The 18143-nt window shown below is 58.6% G+C and carries 17 protein-coding genes and 1 pseudogene; 8 read left to right on the top strand and 10 right to left on the bottom strand.

From position 1 onward, the window contains the following. The first annotated feature begins 125 nt into the window (after nucleotides 1–125). A complete protein-coding gene (gene groL, locus KQ933_RS29780) occupies nucleotides 126–1745 on the top strand; it encodes a chaperonin GroEL (protein WP_216759571.1) in 1620 nt (539 codons plus the stop codon). A 32-nt stretch (nucleotides 1746–1777) separates the two neighbouring features. Here the strand turns inward: groL and KQ933_RS29775 are convergent, their stop codons facing one another. Next, on the bottom strand, nucleotides 1778–2734 hold the full coding sequence (locus tag KQ933_RS29775) for a glucokinase (RefSeq protein ID WP_216759570.1): 957 nt from the start codon (nucleotides 2732–2734) through the stop codon (nucleotides 1778–1780). A 145-nt stretch (nucleotides 2735–2879) separates the two neighbouring features. Between KQ933_RS29775 and ppsA the strand changes: the two genes are divergently transcribed. Next, nucleotides 2880–5294 carry a phosphoenolpyruvate synthase gene (gene ppsA / locus KQ933_RS29770; RefSeq protein WP_216759569.1) on the top strand — a complete coding sequence of 805 codons (2415 nt, stop codon included), beginning with the start codon at nucleotides 2880–2882 and terminating at the stop codon, nucleotides 5292–5294. Between the two features lie 26 nt (nucleotides 5295–5320). Continuing rightward, complete coding sequence (locus KQ933_RS29765; protein WP_216759568.1) at nucleotides 5321–5527, top strand: ChaB family protein; 207 nt, start codon at nucleotides 5321–5323, stop codon at nucleotides 5525–5527. Nucleotides 5528–5686: 159 nt separating this feature from the next. Here the strand turns inward: KQ933_RS29765 and KQ933_RS29760 are convergent, their stop codons facing one another. Beyond that, on the bottom strand, nucleotides 5687–7297 hold the full coding sequence (locus tag KQ933_RS29760) for an MBL fold metallo-hydrolase (RefSeq protein WP_216760877.1): 1611 nt from the start codon (nucleotides 7295–7297) through the stop codon (nucleotides 5687–5689). A 77-nt stretch (nucleotides 7298–7374) separates the two neighbouring features. Beyond that, nucleotides 7375–7818 carry a universal stress protein gene (locus KQ933_RS29755; RefSeq protein ID WP_216759567.1) on the bottom strand — a complete coding sequence of 148 codons (444 nt, stop codon included), beginning with the start codon at nucleotides 7816–7818 and terminating at the stop codon, nucleotides 7375–7377. A 234-nt stretch (nucleotides 7819–8052) separates the two neighbouring features. Here KQ933_RS29755 and KQ933_RS29750 point away from each other — a divergent pair, with 234 nt between their 5' ends. Beyond that, nucleotides 8053–8874, top strand: coding sequence for a universal stress protein (locus KQ933_RS29750; RefSeq protein ID WP_216759566.1), 822 nt, complete (start codon nucleotides 8053–8055; stop codon nucleotides 8872–8874). An 8-nt stretch (nucleotides 8875–8882) separates the two neighbouring features. On the opposite strand, the gene KQ933_RS29745 is transcribed toward KQ933_RS29750, so the two are convergent. Together KQ933_RS29745 and KQ933_RS29740 are read right to left on the bottom strand one after the other, a co-directional pair. Beyond that, nucleotides 8883–9785 (bottom strand): helix-hairpin-helix domain-containing protein, encoded by a 903-nt coding sequence (locus KQ933_RS29745; RefSeq protein WP_216759565.1) that lies wholly within the window; start codon nucleotides 9783–9785, stop codon nucleotides 8883–8885. Between the two features lie 32 nt (nucleotides 9786–9817). Then, nucleotides 9818–11299: a ribose-phosphate diphosphokinase gene (locus tag KQ933_RS29740; RefSeq protein WP_253958367.1), complete on the bottom strand. Its 1482-nt coding sequence runs from the start codon at nucleotides 11297–11299 to the stop codon at nucleotides 9818–9820. A 131-nt stretch (nucleotides 11300–11430) separates the two neighbouring features. On the opposite strand from KQ933_RS29740, the gene KQ933_RS29735 reads away from it, so the two are divergent. Next, nucleotides 11431–12477 (top strand): hypothetical protein, encoded by a 1047-nt coding sequence (locus tag KQ933_RS29735; RefSeq protein ID WP_216759564.1) that lies wholly within the window; start codon nucleotides 11431–11433, stop codon nucleotides 12475–12477. Between the two features lie 114 nt (nucleotides 12478–12591). Here the strand turns inward: KQ933_RS29735 and KQ933_RS29730 are convergent, their stop codons facing one another. The 4 genes and pseudogenes from KQ933_RS29730 to KQ933_RS29715 form a co-directional block, all read right to left on the bottom strand. Next, a complete protein-coding gene (locus KQ933_RS29730) occupies nucleotides 12592–12864 on the bottom strand; it encodes a DUF982 domain-containing protein (RefSeq protein ID WP_216759563.1) in 273 nt (90 codons plus the stop codon). A 95-nt stretch (nucleotides 12865–12959) separates the two neighbouring features. Next, nucleotides 12960–13400, bottom strand: coding sequence for a DUF2267 domain-containing protein (locus KQ933_RS29725; protein WP_216759562.1), 441 nt, complete (start codon nucleotides 13398–13400; stop codon nucleotides 12960–12962). 102 nt (nucleotides 13401–13502) lie between these two features. After that, nucleotides 13503–14210 (bottom strand): CBS domain-containing protein, encoded by a 708-nt coding sequence (locus tag KQ933_RS29720; RefSeq protein ID WP_216759561.1) that lies wholly within the window; start codon nucleotides 14208–14210, stop codon nucleotides 13503–13505. Between the two features lie 260 nt (nucleotides 14211–14470). Then, a pseudogene (locus KQ933_RS29715) lies at nucleotides 14471–14914 on the bottom strand (phosphate acyltransferase); the annotation flags it as partial. Nucleotides 14915–15183: 269 nt separating this feature from the next. On the opposite strand from KQ933_RS29715, the gene KQ933_RS29710 reads away from it, so the two are divergent. Continuing rightward, a complete protein-coding gene (locus KQ933_RS29710) occupies nucleotides 15184–16407 on the top strand; it encodes a trypsin-like peptidase domain-containing protein (protein WP_253958437.1) in 1224 nt (407 codons plus the stop codon). 43 nt (nucleotides 16408–16450) lie between these two features. Here KQ933_RS29710 and KQ933_RS29705 read toward each other — a convergent pair whose 3' ends face one another. After that, nucleotides 16451–16630 (bottom strand): hypothetical protein, encoded by a 180-nt coding sequence (locus KQ933_RS29705; RefSeq protein ID WP_216759559.1) that lies wholly within the window; start codon nucleotides 16628–16630, stop codon nucleotides 16451–16453. A gap of 203 nt (nucleotides 16631–16833) precedes the next feature. Between KQ933_RS29705 and KQ933_RS29700 the strand changes: the two genes are divergently transcribed. Together KQ933_RS29700 and KQ933_RS29695 are read left to right on the top strand one after the other, a co-directional pair. After that, nucleotides 16834–17205: a hypothetical protein gene (locus KQ933_RS29700; protein WP_216759558.1), complete on the top strand. Its 372-nt coding sequence runs from the start codon at nucleotides 16834–16836 to the stop codon at nucleotides 17203–17205. Nucleotides 17206–17434: 229 nt separating this feature from the next. Continuing rightward, the gene (locus tag KQ933_RS29695) at nucleotides 17435–18082 is read left to right on the top strand and encodes a BON domain-containing protein (RefSeq protein ID WP_216759557.1); all 648 of its coding nucleotides are present in this window, start codon (nucleotides 17435–17437) and stop codon (nucleotides 18080–18082) included. The last annotated feature ends 61 nt before the right edge of the window (nucleotides 18083–18143 follow it).

The following is an 18143-nucleotide window of genomic DNA, read 5'->3' as shown; positions in this document are numbered from 1 at the left end:
TCAAAACGAGCTGGTCTTGAAAGCGAGCGCAATGTTGATGTTGGTCAACGCGGCTGCCCACGATCTATGCCAATCATCATCAACGGGCTGAGCATCTGCGCTTGGTTTTACTTGGGAGATGGAAGATGGCGCATAAACAGGTTCTTTTTCATTCCGAAGCCAGAGGCAAGGTTCTTCAGGGGGCCTGCAAGCTCGCAGATGCGGTTCGCATCACCCTTGGGCCGCGCTCGAAGTCGGTTCTGATCGAAAAGAAGTGGGGTGCGCCGATCGTGTGCAATGACGGTGTGACGATCGCCAAGGAATTCGACCTGAAGGACGCGGAAGAAAATCTGGGCGCCCGCATGCTGCGAGCCGCTGCGGAAAAGACAGGCGAGGTCGTCGGCGACGGAACGAGCACGTCGACGCTATTGGCACACGCGATCCTGGCGGACGGCCATCGCAACGTCGTAGCTGGCGCAAGCGCCATCGATATCAAACGAGGTCTTGATCGCGCCGTTGTTCGGGCCGTCGAGGCGTTGCGATCGATATCGAGACCAGTGACCTCAGACAAGGAAAGGCAGCAGGTCGCCTCTATCTCCGCCCATAATGATGAGGCGATCGGCAAGCTGGTCGCCGAAGCCATGGCAAAGGTCGGCAAGGAAGGCGTCATCACCGTCGAGGAATCCAAGACGATGGAGACACGTCTCGACGTGGTCGAGGGAACGCAGTTCGATCGCGGTTATATTTCAGCCTATTTTGCAACCGATGCCGAGAAGATGGAATGCGTCCTGGAAGACGCAAGGGTGCTGATCTTTGACCGAAAGATCTCCGCATTGGGCGATCTTGTCGCGTTACTTGAGCAGATTGCCAAATCAGGCAAGCCATTGCTCGTGATCGCCGAGGACGTGGAAGGTGAAGCGCTTGCAACCCTTATCGTCAACCAGCTGCGCGGCACGTTCCGCAACTGTGCCGTCAAGGCTCCAGGCTTCGGCGACCGCCGCAAAGCCATGCTGCAGGATTTGGCGATCCTTACCGGAGCGCAGCTCATTTCCGAAGACCTCGGCTTCAAGCTGGACAAGGTGACGGTAGATCAGCTCGGCACAGCGTCGCGTATCGTCGTCGATAAGGACACGACGACAATTGTCGGCGGAGGCGGTTCGCAGCAGGCAATCAAAGGGCGGGCTGAACAGATCCGCAAGGAGATCGAGACGACGACAAGCGACTACGACAAGGAAAAGCTGCAGGAGCGGCTTGCCAAATTGTCGGGCGGTGTTGCGGTCATTCGCGTCGGCGCGCTTGCGGAAGCGGAGGTGAAGGCTAAGAAGGAGGCTCTCGACGATGCGATCAATGCCACAAAGGCCGCGGTCGATGAAGGTATCGTTCCTGGGGGCGGCTTGGCGCTGCTTCGCTGTGTAAAGGCCGTGGTCGCAGAGGAAGACCTCTGCGAAGGCGATGAGCGCACGGGCGTCCAAATCCTCAAGCGGGCCTTGGAAGTACCGGCCAGACAGATCGCCGAGAACTCGGCGGTTGACGGCGGTGTCGTTGTCGCCAGGACGCTGGAATCTGACGGCGCGATTGGTTTCGATGCGGCCCGCAATCGCTACGTCGATCTTCTTGAGGAGGGGATCATCGATCCGACCAAAGTGGTGCGCGTCGCGTTGGAAAATGCGGTGTCGGTTGCCAGCATATTGCTCCTCTCGGAGGCGACGATGACCGAAATTCCGGAGCCCGTCCAGCAACCGGCTGCCCCGCCCATGGAGATCTAGAACGGGCAAGCAACGCGCCCTGTCAGTGGATTTCAGGAAATTGCCAGGGCAGCACCGCGCAGCGCGAGATTTGTCGCCGTGACGAGATAAACCGGGACGTTGCGGGTAAAGCCGTCGGGACCGCCGGCGGCCGAAAAGGATTCGACGAACGCCTCACTTCTCAGGATTTCGCGCAATTCGATCGCCAGGCTCCCGCTGAGATAGATCCCGCCTTCTGCGCCATATGCTGCGGCAAGATCACCGGCAAAGCGTGCGAGCCAATTTGCGAAATACCGAAGCGCATCATGCGCGATTGGATCTGGCTTTGCAGACAAGGCAACCCGAGCAATATCGAATGCGCTCCAACTCGGGGCTTCAAGACCGGAGCGAAGTCGCAATGCATCGTAAAGAGCCGTCAGTCCCGTCGATGTGAGCACCCTCTTCAGCGCAACCCTGCCAATGCCATGCCGCATCGCCTGGACGAGTAAGAGTTCGTCGGCACTATCGGCGCCGAACGACATCTCGCCGACGCGGCCGTGTAAAACAGTCCAACCATGCTGGTTTGGAGCAATCATGGCGGCTTCGAGATCCCGGTCGAGCAGTATGACACCCTTCGGTCCGCTTTGCGGGGATGGGCTTGTCAGTTTTACGAGTTCGTGCGGGGGCAGTGTCGGCACGCAGGAGCTGACCGCATCGATGTCGCGCATCAGCCTGACGATGGGCACGCTGAAGGCGTTCTGCAATTCTATTGCGGAAAACGTCCACGGGAGATGGGAAATGCGCGCCTGATTGTCGGCGACATCGCCGGCCACGGCAAGGCTGATCTTGCCTGGCTGCCCGGGCAGCGATTTGAAATAAGCATCGAGCGCCACCTCGATCGAATCGAAATCGCTCGTTTTGAAATTGACGTAGTGATCGATTACCAATTCGTCGATGTCGGCCACGGCAAAGCGCAAGTGGCCCGCTCCGATTTCGCCAACGACGGCGTGACGGTCTGACAGCATCTGCATGGCTCCACCTCATATGTTCGCCCGCTTTTAATAGCCTGGCGCATCTGGCGAGACCCGACCTTGATCCTCATCAAAGCCGCACAAAAGGATCTCCAATAGAGTTGATGCGACTGGAGTTCGACACTCGTATTGCAGGGAGCGTCTCATGGACGGCACGATGGAGCAGATCGTCTGGTTCGAAAACGTGCGGCGCGACGACGTCGCTGAAGTCGGTGGCAAGAACGCCTCGCTCGGAGAGTTGATCCAGAACCTGACGCCGAAGGGGATTGCGGTTCCACCGGGTTTTGCAACGACGTCCGCGGCCTACTGGCGTTATCTTGCGTCCAACGATATCAAAGGCCGCATCGCCTCCTTGATTGCCGGGTGGCAGGCAGGCAAGGCAGGTCTGGCGGAGACCGGCGCTGCGATCCGTAGGCTTTTTCTGCACGGCGATTGGCCCGATGAGCTGTCAGACGCCGTCAGAAAGGCCTACGCCGAGCTTTCAGCGCGGGTCGGAAGCGGCAACCTCGCAGTGGCGGTGCGCTCCAGCGCAACTGCGGAAGACCTTGCGGATGCGAGTTTTGCCGGACAGCAGGAGACGTTCCTCAACGTCAGGGACGAGAAGGCTCTTTTGGATGCCTGCCGCCAATGCTACGCCTCGCTTTTCACCGACAGAGCGATCACTTATCGGCAGGCAAAAGGCTTTGATCACCTGAAGGTCGCCTTGTCGATCGGCGTCCAGCAGATGGTCCGCTCCGACCTTGGCAGTTCCGGCGTGATGTTTTCCATTGATACGGAGACGGGCTTTGACAAGGTCGTATTGATCAATGCCGCCTGGGGGCTTGGCGAGAATGTCGTCAAGGGCACTGTCGACCCAGACGAGTATCAGGTTTTCAAGCCGCTGCTGAAGAACACGTCGTTGCGCCCCATCATCGCGCGCAAATGCGGTGCCAAGGAAAAGAAGCTGATCTATGGGTCGACAGGCGAACCGACCCGCAACGTGCCGACGTCCAAGTTCGAACGCGCAGCCTTCGTTCTTGATGACGACGCCGTCATCACTCTGGCGCGTTGGGCTGTGCTGATCGAAGATCATTACGGCTGCCCGATGGACATCGAATGGGCCAGAGACGGCGAGACCGGCAAATTTTTCATCGTCCAGGCCCGTCCGGAAACGGTGCAGTCCGCTCGCAAGCTGAACGAACTCAAAAACTATGTCGTCAAACGCAAGGGCAAGATGCTTCTTGCCGGCCTGGCAATCGGCGACGCCGTCGTGTCCGGCCGAGCCTGTCTGATCGAGACAACCAAGGACATCGACACGTTCGTCGACGGGTCGATATTGGTAACGGCAACGACGGACCCCGACTGGATGCCCGTCATGAAGCGGGCAGCGGCAATCGTTACCGACCACGGCGGGCGCACGTCGCACGCGGCAATCGTCAGTCGCGAACTCGGCCTGCCGGCGGTCGTCGGAACCGGCAATGCGACGCAAATACTCCATACAGGCGGGGAAATAACCGTTTCCTGCGCAGAAGGCGACGAGGGTTTCATCTATGATGGCACTGCAGACTATGAGGTCGAAACGGTCGACGTCACAGACCTGCCGACGACCCGCACCGAGATCATGTTGAACCTCGCCAATCCCGCGGCCGCTTTTCGATGGTGGCGGCTTCCTTGTGACGGCATCGGGCTTGCCCGCATGGAATTCGTCATCGGCAATGCCATCCGCATCCACCCGATGGCGTTAGCCCATCTCGACAGTCTGAAGGATGCAGACGCCAAACATCAGATCGAGGAACTAACTGCAGGTTACGAGGTCAAGGCAGACTTTTTCGTTGATCATCTCGCCTGCGGCCTGGCACGCCTTGCCGCGGTGGTCTATCCGAAGCCTGCGATCGTCCGGCTCAGCGACTTCAAGACGAATGAATATGCCAAGCTCGTCGGCGGTCGGGAATTCGAGCCGAGCGAGGAAAATCCGATGCTCGGCTTCAGAGGTGCCTCCCGCTACTACTCACCGCGCTACCGTGACGGCTTTGCCTTGGAATGCCGCGCCATCGGCAAGTTAAGAGGCGAACTCGGCTTCGATAACGTCATCGTCATGGTACCGTTTTGTCGCTCCGTGGAAGAGGCTCAAAAGGTCCTGAAGGTGATGGCAGAGAATGGCCTTGCGCGCGGTCAAGACGGGCTGAAGGTCTATGTGATGTGCGAAATTCCCTCCAACGTTATTCTGGCAAAGGAGTTCGCTGACCATTTCGATGGATTTTCCATCGGCTCGAATGATCTCACGCAACTCACCCTCGGCGTCGATCGCGATGCGGGCGAGCTTTCCGACCTTTTTGACGAACAGGACCCGGCCGTGAAGTGGATGATCTCGCATGTCATCGCCGAAGCGGGCAGGTCCGGCGCCAAGATTGGCATTTGCGGTCAGGCGCCAAGCGATCATCCTGACTTCGCAAGCTTTCTGGTAGACTGCGGCATCGACAGCATCTCCGTCAGCCCCGATAGTTTCGTGACGGTCAAAAGGAAGGTTGCGGAGGCGGAACGACGGAAGGATGAAGCGGGGATGTCGCATCACTCTGCTTGATTTGGAGGGAAGCGAGGCACGCCGCCATGCCTTATATCGACAACAGCGACTTGCCTGCCTCGGTGCGCGCTTCTTTGCCGGATCACGCCCAGGACATCTATCGTCAGGCTTTCAACCATGCCTTCGACGCCCATAAAGACGATCCTCGCCAGGAGGAGGTGTCCCATAGGATCGCCTGGGCTGCGGTGAAACGATCCTATGTCAAGATTGGCGGCCATTGGGCTGCCCGTTGACGGCAATTTCAAATGCGAGGCATCTAAAACTATGCGCCTCATAAGGCGCGTTCGCGACAGCGGTACGGGTCATGCGGCCTCTTGCCGATCAGACGGTTACTGGCGAGAAAGGAGTTCGACGCCGGTTACGATCAATTGCGGATATAAAGTATAGGTCGGTCATCGACCCCGCTCTTGAAGTTCGTCGACGGCATTTCTGATTTTCCGCAGAATGACACCGCGCGCTTTCTCGTCAGCGGCTTTGTCCAATCTCTCTTCGAGGTCCAGGATCAGGGACTGATAATCGTTGTGCCAGTCCTTGCGACCGGTCTGGAACGCTTCCAAACGGGGTGGCGCCTCAGGGGCGCGGGTTTCCACTGGCCCCTCGGCAGAAAGCTCGTAGGTTGCGTCCAGGGTCGGCTTGGCGATGGAAAGATCAGGCCGTGTCGCCAGGAGACGGGTTTCCAGCCCCACCACGGCCGGCAACTCGCCATGTACCAGAAATAGGACCCTTCTTACAGGTAGACGCGCAGTGACCCAGGCTGCCAGTTCCGTCGCGTCGGCGTGTCCGCTATAGACGTCGAGCGTGCGGATATTTGCTCGAACGATGATCTCGTCGCCCTGGATGCGGACGGTAGACGCCCCATCCTGCAGAAGGCGTCCGAGCGTACCGGTTGCCTGATAGCCAACCAGCAGCACGGTTGCCTCCTCCCGCCAAAGCCAGTTCTTAAGACGATGCCGGATACGGCCGGCTTCACACATGCCACTGGCAGCGATGACGATGTGAAATCCATGGATATGATCGATCGCCTTCGACTGTTCGGCACTCTCCGTGAAGCGGACATTCCTGGACTTCAATGCGCGCAGCAGAAGATCACCGTTCTCAAGCTCGCTGGCATGTCTGCTGAAGACTTGGGTTGCGCGCAGTGCAAGGGGAGAATCGATAATGACAGGACACTTTGGAATCTCGCCCTTATCCATGAGGTGAGACAGGTCGGCCAAAAGCTCCTGCGTGCGCTCCACCGCGAACGAGGGTATCAGAAGCGCGCCGTCTCGATGGCGCGTGGCACGCTGGACCTCCTCACGCAGCATCTTGCGGCGCCTTTCATCCGAGGGATCGTGACGATCGACGTCGCCATAGGTGCTTTCGCAGACGATATAGTCGAAGGCGGACGGCGCTTCCGGATCGAACTGGAACAGCTTGTGGCGTGGGCCGATGTCTCCTGAAAATAAGAGCCGCTGGCGATCGGAGTGAGAGCCGATCTCGATTTCAATCGAGGCGGAGCCGAGAAGATGTCCGGCATTCCAGAAACGGAAGCGAAACTCCGGAGACAGTTCCTTCCAAATTTTGAACGGGTGCGCCTGGAACTGCACGAGCGAGGACATGGCGTCAGCAGCGGTGTAGATCGGACTGACGGGTTTTCGCCCTCGCCGCTCATTTCTTCGATTGAGCTGCTCGACTTCCATCTCCTGGATATGCCCGGAATCCGGGAGCATGACGGCGCAAAGGTCCAATGTAGCCGGCGTACAGTAGATCGGGCCGGAGAACCCGTCTTTCACCAGTTTCGGCAGGAGCCCGCTATGATCTATATGCGCATGGGTCAGAATGACGGCATCAAGCTCGGCCGACTGGAACGGAAAGGGGCGATAGTTCAGCTCTTTTTCTGTCTTGGATCCCTGAAACATGCCGCAATCGACGAGAATGCGGCTTTCGCCGACTTCAAGGAGAAAGCATGAACCGGTCACCGAGCCGGCGGCTCCGTGGAACGTCAGCCTGGGCTTGTCTTTCAGAGACATCTTCCGCTTCCCATTAACCTCGCGGTACCCTGCACCGGCCGCTTGATCCTCGGACCCGTTCGGCCAGCTCTTTACGATTCACGATAGACGAGAACGGGAAGCTTCGAATTGGCGAGCACCTTCATCGTCACGCTTCCGATCATGAAAGCCTTGAAGCCCTCCCGACCATGGGAAGCCATTGCGATCAGGTCGCAGTCATTGCTTGCAGCAACTTCAACGATGGCCTTTGCAGGGTCGCTGCTTTTCATTCGCAGCGTCGAGCAGGTGGTGCCGATCGCAGCGGCAACCTCCTCCGCGTCCCGAAGAACCTTGTCGGCCACGAGGTCCGCATGACGATCGAATTCCGCGCGGGTGTTTTCCAATTGCTCGGCATTGATCGAAAGCACTTTGAAGGGTTCGACCACAGTTAGCACCGTGACCTTGGCGCCCATGCCGCGGGCGAACTCCATCGCCTTTTTCACGGCCGCATTCGATAAAGCCGATCCATCTGTCGGAACGAGAAAATGCTTGTACACGAGAACCTCCCTGGCGATGATTTTTCAATGATACAGCGCTCGTCGCGGGCAACATTGACGCAGGTCAACCCCTACGCGCCAGCATCCCCTCTCGAGAAATCCGGCCGCATTCATCTCGATCGACTGCTTATGACGAACCTGTCGCCGGCATCAAATCCAGTCCGGTTTGACTAAGGTCAAGGTTCGAAGTGGACAGCGGCTCCATCCTTCGCAGATCCTAACGGAGGATCGGCAATGACGTTCGCCAACATCCTGAACATCGTCAAAGAGGATGTCACCGAGGCAGAGCTGGACGCGGCTGTGATACTTGCTCGCTTCGAAAAGGGTCATCTTTCCCTTTTGCTTGTCGAGGCAGCCGAGCCGCCGCCCGTGGGCGTTAACCTGGAGTTCGTGTCCGCACCTTGGCAGGCGGAAAACCAGAAGAATCGATCCCGCCTTTTAGACCGCGTCCAAGATCTCGAGGCCACACTTACCCGGAAGGGGATCTCCAATGACGTGGAATGCGCCTACACGGAGATCGTCCGTATCGATAATGTCGTTGGCGAGCAGGCACAGTTAAGCGATGTCGCGGTCATCGGAAACGACATTCTTGCTGATCCCGTGATCCGGGATGCCGTGCTCGACGGCTTATTGTTCCACGTTCATGTTCCTGTCATCGTCAATCCGACTGCTGCGGACAAATGGGAGGAGAATACTGTCCTGATTGCATGGACGGATGCGCCGGCAGCCTCCGCCGCGGTCAAGGCGAGCGTGCCGCTCTTGAAGCGGGCACGATCGGTAAGGGCGGTTATGGTCGATTCCTCAGGCAGTGAGCGAGAAGTCACCGCCAAGCTGCAATCCTACCTGTCTCATCACGGAATAGATATCGTCGTGGATTGCGTGGGTAGCAATGGACTTACCGTGGCCGAAGCGCTGGATGCCCACGCAGATCAGATGCAGTCCGACCTCCTCGTCATGGGCGCCTACGGCCATTCGCGCCTGCGCGAGCGCATCTTTGGCGGCGTGACCCGCTCTATGCTGGAGCGGCGGAAACGTCCGATCTTCATATCTGCATGATCAGGCTTTCATGCCACGACTGGGCGCTGTTCGTCTTCCCGGCCTCGAACGACCCGATGTCCCGCCAACGGGCCGTGGCTTGCTGTCGTGATCGTGCATCGTCCCTCCTGCTCACCGTCACGATGGTAATGGATGATCACCCAGTCTTTCGTTCTGCCCAATTCATGCGCCAGGCGGCTGTTGGAAAAGAGAGCCGTGAAATGATAACCATGCCTGCGGATATGCAGAACGGGAAGCCATGCCACTTTCATCGGATTGAAACGTCGCGGGGTGATTCTTGGGAGCTTTCCTGCTCCGGCCATGCTGCGATAGATGCGGTCGATCTCAAGAAGCAGCGACACGGCGGGAGGCGGGCTTTCGGCTATCGCGACGGCCGGCCGTCGCCCCAGCCGCTCCGCCAGAACCGCAGCGATCAGATCCTTTCGGCGCTTGCCAATGCCTGCAACCGTAAGCCCGCCGATGTGCAGCGCGTGCTCCAGATCCTCGAGGGTTTCAATTCCGGCCTGGTCGACCAGGCGTCTGGCAAGCGCTGGTCCGATTCCTGGTATGGTGCGGAATATGGCTTCGGGTGCGGAGTCTCCGCGCAGCCTGTCGAGTTGGCTCCAGCGCCCACTCGTCAATATTTCCGTCAACGCGCTCGCAATCCCCGGTCCAACGGCTGGAAGCTCGATCAATCCTTCACGGCCCTTGCGCGAAAAGATCTCGTCGACCGGGCGTTCGAGCGCTCCGATCACGTCGGCAGCCCGATCGTAGGCACGAGAGCGAAAACCGCTTTCGCCTTGCTGGCGAAGAAGACCGGAATATTCGCGCAGCCTCCCGGCGACTTGTCGATTGACGTCCAACGACAGGCCGGCCGAAGCCGACACGCTGCCTGTCGACGCCTTGAGGGCAGGGGCTTCCGAAACGTCCATGTCGGTATCTCCAACGTGTATCGTGGCCGGGGTCACTCGGCGCCAGCCTCATAAGCTCGGCTGGCTGCTTCGGCAAAAAAGTGGGCCACAGGGATGACCGCGATCCGCCGGTCCGAGCGATAGGGCTCGGCAAGAGCGATAGTGTCGCTGACGACGATTCCGTCTATGAATGCGGCGCTAAGGTCGGCTGCGGCGGGTTTCGAAAAGACGGCGTGTGTGGCGCAGAGATGGATTTCCCTAGCTCCGCGCTCGGCGCAGGCTTTTGCTGCACGAAGCATCGTCGTGCCCGAGCTGATCAGGTCATCCAGAATGATGACAAACCTGTCGTCGACATCACCGGCAAAGAGGTCTCCGCTTACTATCCCTTGGCTGCGCTGCTTTTCCATGAATGCGAGGCCCACCGGGCGACGCAGCCTGGTTTCCAGTCTTTCCCGAAACATCTCGGCGCGTTTTGCTCCACCGAGGTCGGGAGAGACGACGGTGACGCCCTGGTTTAGGATGCGTTCGGCAAAGTGGCTGGCGAAGGCTTCGTAGGCCACAAGGTTAATTGCTCGACAGCGAAAGGCATTCTGGAAGGCCGCCAGATTGTGGGTCTCCATTGTGATCAGGCAGTCGGTGCCCGCCGTCTCGAAGAACCGGGCCACGTAGGCGGCGGATAGGGGATCCTGCGCTTTCGTTTGCCGATCCTTGCGCATGTATGGGAGGTAGGGAGCAATGGCAGTGACGCGTGCCGCGCCGTTGGTCTTGAGCGTTGCGATGAAGAATAGCAGCTTTAGAAGCCTGTCGTGCACGCTCTCGCTTGCGTCGCGCTCCAGGCCCGACACCACGAAAACATCGCGGCCGCAAACATCCGCCAAGGGGCGGCATTTCTTCTCGCCGTCCTCAAAGGACCGCTCTTCAAGTGGAGAGATGGGAAGCTCGAGTTCTGCTGCCAGGCGCTCGCCGAAAACCCTGCTGCCCTCAAGAGCAAAGAGAAGGGGGTGGGGGCGGCGCCAGTGCGGCACGAAACGTCGTGCTTGCGTTACGACCTGCCGCATGTTTGCCGCAGCCAGGAACGCGTCTATCGTCCTTCCATCGCTAGACAATGGGGCAACGTAAAGCTCCGCATCGATGAACGTGTTTGGCGCAGGTCGCGTCGTAAAACACCCGATGATAGGCTCTCCGGTCTGCTCGATGAAGCGCATCAGGCTTCGAAGACGCACGGCCCCTCGTTTGTCCGCTGCCTTCTCTAGATGTCCTTCGCCCGGACATGAGCCGAGAAGATCCTTTGCCGCTGCCAGTCCCGAGACCAACCGATAGCGATTGTCCGGTTCCGCGCGCAAGACGAGGCCACCACCGGGGGCTTCGGACGACGGCGACAGGAAAGGCTCTGGATCTGGCGCTATTTTCTGACCTCGTCGGTCGAGCCAGGCCTGATGAAGCAGATTGACGTGTTCGTCGGTGGACGTAAGAGCACTGTCAAGACGACGGAACAGACGCGTCAGACGCTTATCGACTTTCGCGAACATGGTCATGGCACCCTCCTCTAAACGCCAGAGAGAATAAGCTGGCCCAGCGCCACTGCCATGATCGAAGTCAAAACGGGAAAGCGGATTGACCGACATCAACCGGAGAAGACGCTCTTTCGATTAAGATTGTTCGATACTTGCTTGAGGAGTTTTCTTTGGCGACCCTGAACGAGATTGTCAGCTTTCTGAGCGAACCGTCCACCTACGGCAAGCCGGACTTTCCGGTCACCGTTCGCGAAACCCATATGTCCTTCGTCTTCTTGCATGATGACAGGGTTTACAAGCTGAAGAAGCCGGTAACGGGTCCTTTCATGAACTTTTCGACGCTCGCCGCACGCGAGGTCAATTGTCGTGAGGAGGTGCGCCTCAACCGGCGCCTGGCGCCGGACACGTATCTCTCGGTGCTACCCGTAACATTGCAGGCGGATGGATCGCTCTGTCTCGATGGAAGCGGCAAGGCGGTCGAGTGGCTGGTGGAAATGCGTCGCCTTCCAGACAAGCTGATGCTTGACCGGCTTCTTGAGACCGGGGCCGTCACGCCGGGGCATATGACAGGGCTCGTGGATCGGCTAGCCGACTTCTATCGAACGGGCGCTCGGCCAGCGATCGATCCTCGCGACCATCTTCGCACGCTCGAGTGCCAGAAGGACATCACCAGGGAGACGTTGAGACATGAGGGTTTCGACGTCGATCATCGAGCAATTGCGCATGTGTTGAATGACCTCGATTGCGCCTTTTATGCTGTACAGAATGCGATCGTCCAACGGATCGAGAGTGGACATTATGTGGAGGGACATGGCGACCTGCGCCCCGAGCACATATGTTTCTGCGACCCGCTCGTGATTTTTGATTGCCTGGAGTTCAATCCTCGACTTCGCTTCATCGATCCCTTCGATGAGGTTGCTTTTCTTGCGATGGAATGCGCCTTTTCAGGCGCGGGAGATGCAGGCGAGACTATACGAGGTCTTCTGCAACATGCGCTCGCCGATCAAATTCCCGACAGTCTGTGGTTCTTCTACGTGGCCTTTCGAGCAACGCTGCGGGCACGCATGAGCTATTCTCATCTGATTGACGGCAGCGCAAAGGAAACGAGCGTATGGGAGCAGAAGACGGACAGGTATGTTAGCTTGGCGCAGGCCGCTTTGTATTCAGGTTTCAGCGTGGGCTCGAAAATGGCGCGTTGAATTTGGAGCGCCGTCGTCTAGCGGCCGTCGGGGGCGCGTGCCGGCCAGGATCGCTTTTGACGCATAATGCTTGCCGGAAGGCTTCTCGAGGCGGGCGAAGCGGCTCTCCGGAATTTACTGCTGACTGTCCGGGGCGCGGGTGTTTATTTTGGCATCGAGAACTGCTTGCAAGAACGCCTCGCGCGCGGTGTCGCTGGAAATTTGATTTCGCACGGCAGCCGAACAGATTTCCCGCGCGAATGAGTGCTTTCGACGCGATCCGACCCAATCGTTTGCGAGAAACTCGAGTGCTTCGGCCGGATTGTGAATGATCTGCGGCCCTCGCGCCTCGACCTGCACATATACCGGCTCATGCCAAGGTTCGACGAGCTCGTTAGGGACTGACATCTTCTTCTCCTCCTCTGTGTGCTCAACATCCTTAAAACTGATAATCCCTCTTCAAGCCTGTGTGACCGCGGCTTGTCGTTTCTCGTGATGGGCAATTATCGCTCTATAACGGACAGCCAAAGGGGGCGCAGGACATCGGGTAATTCGTCGATCAACTTTTCCGACAGACCCGGGTCGATCTCCTGCCACAGGAGATCGAATACAGCCCTGCTGGTCGCTTTGGGGTCGCGTGGAAACTGTGGCGGAAGGTGGTTTGCTACCTGCTGCGTGAAGTCGTCGATACTCCGCATGCGCTTCTTTTCAGCGCCGATGTGCCAATTTTCGAAATAGATCCCGCGCACCAGCATCGGCAGTTGTGCCGACAGATGAACCGCCTGCTCTACCGTCAGTTGGTCGCGCAACGCGTGGAGGACGGCTCTCAAAGCGTTGTATGCTTCGTGCCGGTCGCTGAAACGGTGTTGATCCACAAGCTTTTTCAGCCATAGATTTGTGAGCTGGACCGTATGGTCCAATGCTGCGACTTGCGTGTCACTCATTTCCATCTCCTTCGATAACCAAGTTTGCGGAAACCTGCGATCCCTTCCGGAGTGGGCTCTCCAGCTCGCCACCCGAAAGACCGATTGCCAGAGCTTCTCGGTTCAAGGGTAAAAACCAGGCGGCGGGACAGGCATGTCAGGCAGCACAACCACCTGCAGGTTGTCGATGACTTGAATCACGCCCAGTGTATTTTCTGCCGCCACGCGCGCCGCAGTTTTCTCCCTTAAGTCGAGGACCTTCCCCTCGAGTGTGACAATGGCTTCCTTCACGTGCACCGTAATGTTGTCGCCCCACCGCTGATGATCGAGCTCGCCCTCCAGGGCGCGGCGGATATCCGCATCGATCCTCTCGACCGAACGTGCAGCCATCTCCTTGATCATCGAGCGCATGATGTCGGATCGCGTCAGGACGCCGACGACCTTGTCGTCCGCAATGACGGGCAGGCGCTTGATGTTGCGCTCGGCCATGAGAAGAGCTGCGGCGCCGACCGCCTCCTCGGCCCCGATGGTGACAGCCGGAGAGGACATGACCTCTCCGACCTTTCGCCCGAACGCCTTGGAATAGTCTTCCGCCAGGGCGCCGCGTGTGGAAAACAACCGTTGCCAGAAGCTTTTTGCCGGATCCGTGTGCAGTTCTCCACGCAGCAAGAAGTCGCTTTCGCTGATGACGCCGGCCAGCTGTCCGGCCTCGTGCGTCACGGGCAGACCACTGATGCCATGGTCAAGCATCAAGTTTGCCGCCTCCCAGATCCGCGCCTCCGCGCCGATCGTCACGGGGTTTGGCGTCATGATGGTCTGCACTGTCGACATTTTTGCCTCCTGTACAGACACAGACTAAATTGATGAGCGGCAAGTTCATTGACCTTGATCAACGAGCACCCAAACAGGTCTGGCGCCCGCTTGCTGAGACCCGCAGGCCAAACGGCCCTGCAAGGCAAGCTCCGGTTACGGATGCCAGCCCGGAGGATCGAAGTCAGCCTCTGTCTTGCCTTCCAACCAAAGAAGGGTCTTCATTCGCACGTTTGCGATAAGGGTGGAAGAAGCGAGGCTGCGCCATTGCTGATCCTGCTTCAAGGACTGTCTGATATGGCGGCGGCCAGGAGTTTAGCCAAGGCCGCTGAAGCGGTGCGCACTTTGAGCGGATCGGCTCGGCTGGTCGCGATGATGGGAATACGAGCACCAAGCACCGGGCCGGCGGCATGGGTCCCGGCGAAATAGATGAGCTGCTTGGCCAGCATATTGCCGACCTCCAGATCCGGTACGAGGAAGATGTCTGCCTGACCGGCCACTGCATAGTCGATAGATTTTGCCCGGCCGGCTTCGGCGCTGATCGCATTGTCGAAAGCGAGGGGGCCATCGACGACCGCACCATTGATCTGGCCGCGTGCCGCCATCACAGTCAGCGCAGCGGCGTCCAGCGTCGCCTGCATCTTGCTATTGACCGTTTCGCCCGCCGCAAGCACGGCAACACGCGGTTTTCCGATGCCGAGCGAGCGCAGGAGATTGACGGCAGATGCTCCACTTTCTTGCAACGAAGGATAATCGAGATTGCGCTTGGTCAATGTCGCGATGTCGGATCGCCTCTTATTCTCGGCGAAGCTGCAAGGAAAGTTGCTGGGGAGGACCAGTCATGCCGGCGCATGCAAGTCATTGTCCGAATAATAGTCGCTATGCGCCTAAGGTTTATGGAACAGTCCTTCTCAGACTCCTGCAGGTCGCCGTATTTCTCGCCTGGGGATGCGGCACTGCAGCATTCGCCCAGGGCCAGCCCTCCTTGGCACCGATGCTCGAGCGCGTCCTTCCAAGCGTGGTATCCATCAATGTCCAAGCGTCCGCCGGTGCCGACAGCGCGTTAGAGGAGGACGGGACGTCCGATCCAACGCAGACGACCGGCTCGGGCGTCATTATCGACGCCGGGCAAGGCTTTGTTCTGACGAACTATCATGTCGTTGCAAATGCCACGAAGATTACCATCCGGCTTTTCACCGCCGACACCTATGATGGCGAACTTGTCGGCAGCGATCCTCAAACGGATCTTGCCGTCGTAAGGATCAGGGCCTCGGGTTTGACGGCAATGGCACTCGGCGATTCCGGCGCGCTGCATGTCGGTGACTATGTCGTGGCGATCGGTAACCCATTTGGCCTGGGAGAGACCGCCACCCTTGGCATCGTCGGCGCTCTCGGGCGCGGGGGATTCGGTCTTGAAGGCTATGAGGATTTCATTCAAACCGACGCCTCGATGAACCCGGGAAACTCGGGCGGGGCTTTGGTCAACCTCGACGGCGAACTGGTTGGTATCAACACGGCGATCATGGGACCATCCGACACGAATGTCGGCGTCGGCTTCTCCATCCCGGTCAACATTGCCCGCGGTGTCGTCAAACAACTGGTTACCTATGGGGAAGTTCGCCGTGGGCAGCTCGGCGTTGCAGTTCAGGACAATGATCGTGACTTCGAACAGGCGCTTGCCATCAGGACGTCAACCGGGGCTCTCGTCGGCGAGGTTGTCCCGGATTCGCCCGCGAGCCGGGCAGGTGTCCGGGTCGCCGACGTCATCGTCGGGATCGACGGTGCTCCCGTTCATACAGCGCGCGAGTTGCGGACGAAGGTCGCCTCCTATCCACCCGGCGCCACGGTGACCGTTTCCATCTTTCGGCCAGAGGGGAAATTCGATCTGCGCGCCACGCTTGCCGCCGAAAGCGAACCCCCTCCAGCTCCGCTTCCCTTGACCATGGAAGGCGACGGCCTTCTTTCCCTCGTCACCCTGCAGGTTCTCGATCAAGCTTCGGATGCTTATGGCAAGGTTGAAGGGGCGTTGGTGAAATCAATGAGCGATCGCAGCCGGGCCTCAATTGCCGGCCTCGAAGCCGGAGACGTCATCGTCAGCGTCGACCGCAAGCCGGCAAAATCACCGCAAGCCGTCGTCGAACTCACCCGGCGCGCGAAGGATCTTCTACTGCTAGGAATTTACAGGGACGGACACACGCGCTTCATCGTGATCAGATAAACCGCCCAAATCATCCAGGGATTTGTCAGGTCGAGACTACAGGTCAAAAGCCGTTGCCTTTTGTCGGCGGAATGAAAAGGTTCGGATAACCCGCCTTCGGAGGCTTCTTGTCGGTCTGGCTGTCGGCGCTGGCTTGCTTTTGTCCAACCGGTTTCGTTGCACCGGCATAGCCAATTAGAACGGCAGTCGCGATCATAACCCCTACTGCAAAAAACCTCAGCATTGTTCCGCTCCCTCTTCATCTTCGAAAAGATAGTTCCACAAAGTTTTGGCGCATTTCATTGCGGCGGATCAAAGTGGCGCGTGAATGTGCGGATATATTCGCATGTGCAACGCCACGCTGGCTCGGCCCTCGACAGGAATCTCGATTGACCGAGATTTCGGATCTTTGGCCTTCCGCGCCAACCTTGTTTTGGAGGATTGTCGATGTTTAAAACCGCCTTTCCACTTTCTGCACAAATGGACACCCCTCTCGCGGCAAATCCTCTTGTCGTACAGGCGAGACTTTTCGTCCTGTCATGCAGGATCGGCCTGCGCTGTCAGGCCGAGCTCATGGGCTTCCTGCAGCATCGAACGAAGCTGTTCGACACTTGCCTGCGCGACTTGGTCGAGAGTATCGAGTTGAACGATTCATTCGATGTGCTGGCGGACTATTTCCAGAGCTCTTTTGCGGACTATCCGCGCGCGTTCGCGAAGATGGCTGCTGTCGCTTCGAGCATGGAAGCGGAAGGCGCTCGCTTGGCTCGGAAGCTCGCCGATGATGTCGCCGATGACATTGGAGCAAAAACGGTATCCTGATGCTCTTCCATGAGCGGCACTGAGTGCCTGTTCAGCGCTCGCTTCAGTCACGGGTATCGTCTCATGCGCACCGTTTTCTGGCTCGGGCGGAGTGTTTTTTCGCCGGTCATGCCGGCGAGCAACCCTCCTGACCGCGTTGCGCTATTGGTCCTGCCAATCTTGACAAGGGTCAACGATGCCGGCTCCGCCTATGGCAGTATATGGCGTCGACCATTCCAAGGAGGGTGTTATGAACGATCTTTCACTCCGTCAGCATATTCTGGATGAACTGGAGTTTGATCCCAGGGTCAACGCGGCCGAAATCGGCGTGATCGTCGAGAAGGGCATCATTACGCTGACAGGCCATGTTGCGAACTATGCCGAGAGGGAAGCGGCCGAGCAGGTCGTTAGCCGGGTCAAGGGCGTCAGGGGGATCGCGCAGGAAATCGAGGTGCGGATATTTGGCGCGGCCGCGACTGACGACGATGACATCGCCGCCAGAGCCGTCAAGATGCTCGATTGGGACGTGTGTGTGCCGAAGGACACCGTCCAGGTGAGGGTTTTCAAAGGCTGGATCACGCTCACCGGCAAAGTTGAGTGGCAGTATCAAAAGGACGCGGCCTACGCCTCCGTGAAGAGCCTTGCCGGTGTTGTCGGCGTCTCCAATCTCATCGAAATCAAGCCACAACTGAGCGCTATGGACATAAAGAAACGCATCGAGGATGCCTTCGAACGGGACGCGGAAATCGAATCCAACCATATTAGCGTCGATGTCCAGGGCCGAAAGGTCATCTTGTCCGGCAAGGTCGCCACCTGGTCCCAACGCCGCGCGGCTGAGCGTGCCGCTTGGTCGGCACCGGGTATCAGCACGCTGGAAGACCGCCTGACGATCGCATGATCGGCCTCGGGACGTTGGCTCCCGTCGGAATGCCACGCCAAGCGCCGCCACTCCGACGTCG

The sequence above is a fragment of the Rhizobium sp. WYJ-E13 genome (genome assembly GCF_018987265.1).
Lineage (GTDB): Bacteria > Pseudomonadota > Alphaproteobacteria > Rhizobiales > Rhizobiaceae > Rhizobium.
This window is presented reverse-complemented; position numbering and strand designations above follow the sequence as displayed.

Excerpts from the sequence above, each read along its gene's own strand:
- KQ933_RS29775 (WP_216759570.1), bottom strand. The coding sequence starts at position 2,734 with ATGCAGATGCTGTCAGACCGTCACGCCGTCGTTGGCGAAATCGGAGCG.
- KQ933_RS29730 (WP_216759563.1), bottom strand. The coding sequence starts at position 12,864 with ATGTCAGTCCCTAACGAGCTCGTCGAACCTTGGCATGAGCCGGTATAT.
- KQ933_RS29765 (WP_216759568.1), top strand. The coding sequence starts at position 5,321 with ATGCCTTATATCGACAACAGCGACTTGCCTGCCTCGGTGCGCGCTTCT.
- KQ933_RS29740 (WP_253958367.1), bottom strand. The coding sequence starts at position 11,299 with ATGACCATGTTCGCGAAAGTCGATAAGCGTCTGACGCGTCTGTTCCGT.
- ppsA (WP_216759569.1), top strand. The coding sequence starts at position 2,880 with ATGGACGGCACGATGGAGCAGATCGTCTGGTTCGAAAACGTGCGGCGC.
- KQ933_RS29725 (WP_216759562.1), bottom strand. The coding sequence starts at position 13,400 with ATGAGTGACACGCAAGTCGCAGCATTGGACCATACGGTCCAGCTCACA.
- groL (WP_216759571.1), top strand. The coding sequence starts at position 126 with ATGGCGCATAAACAGGTTCTTTTTCATTCCGAAGCCAGAGGCAAGGTT.
- KQ933_RS29695 (WP_216759557.1), top strand. The coding sequence starts at position 17,435 with ATGAACGATCTTTCACTCCGTCAGCATATTCTGGATGAACTGGAGTTT.
- KQ933_RS29750 (WP_216759566.1), top strand. The coding sequence starts at position 8,053 with ATGACGTTCGCCAACATCCTGAACATCGTCAAAGAGGATGTCACCGAG.
- KQ933_RS29745 (WP_216759565.1), bottom strand. The coding sequence starts at position 9,785 with ATGGACGTTTCGGAAGCCCCTGCCCTCAAGGCGTCGACAGGCAGCGTG.
- KQ933_RS29720 (WP_216759561.1), bottom strand. The coding sequence starts at position 14,210 with ATGTCGACAGTGCAGACCATCATGACGCCAAACCCCGTGACGATCGGC.
- KQ933_RS29705 (WP_216759559.1), bottom strand. The coding sequence starts at position 16,630 with ATGCTGAGGTTTTTTGCAGTAGGGGTTATGATCGCGACTGCCGTTCTA.
- KQ933_RS29710 (WP_253958437.1), top strand. The coding sequence starts at position 15,184 with ATGCTCGAGCGCGTCCTTCCAAGCGTGGTATCCATCAATGTCCAAGCG.
- KQ933_RS29700 (WP_216759558.1), top strand. The coding sequence starts at position 16,834 with ATGTTTAAAACCGCCTTTCCACTTTCTGCACAAATGGACACCCCTCTC.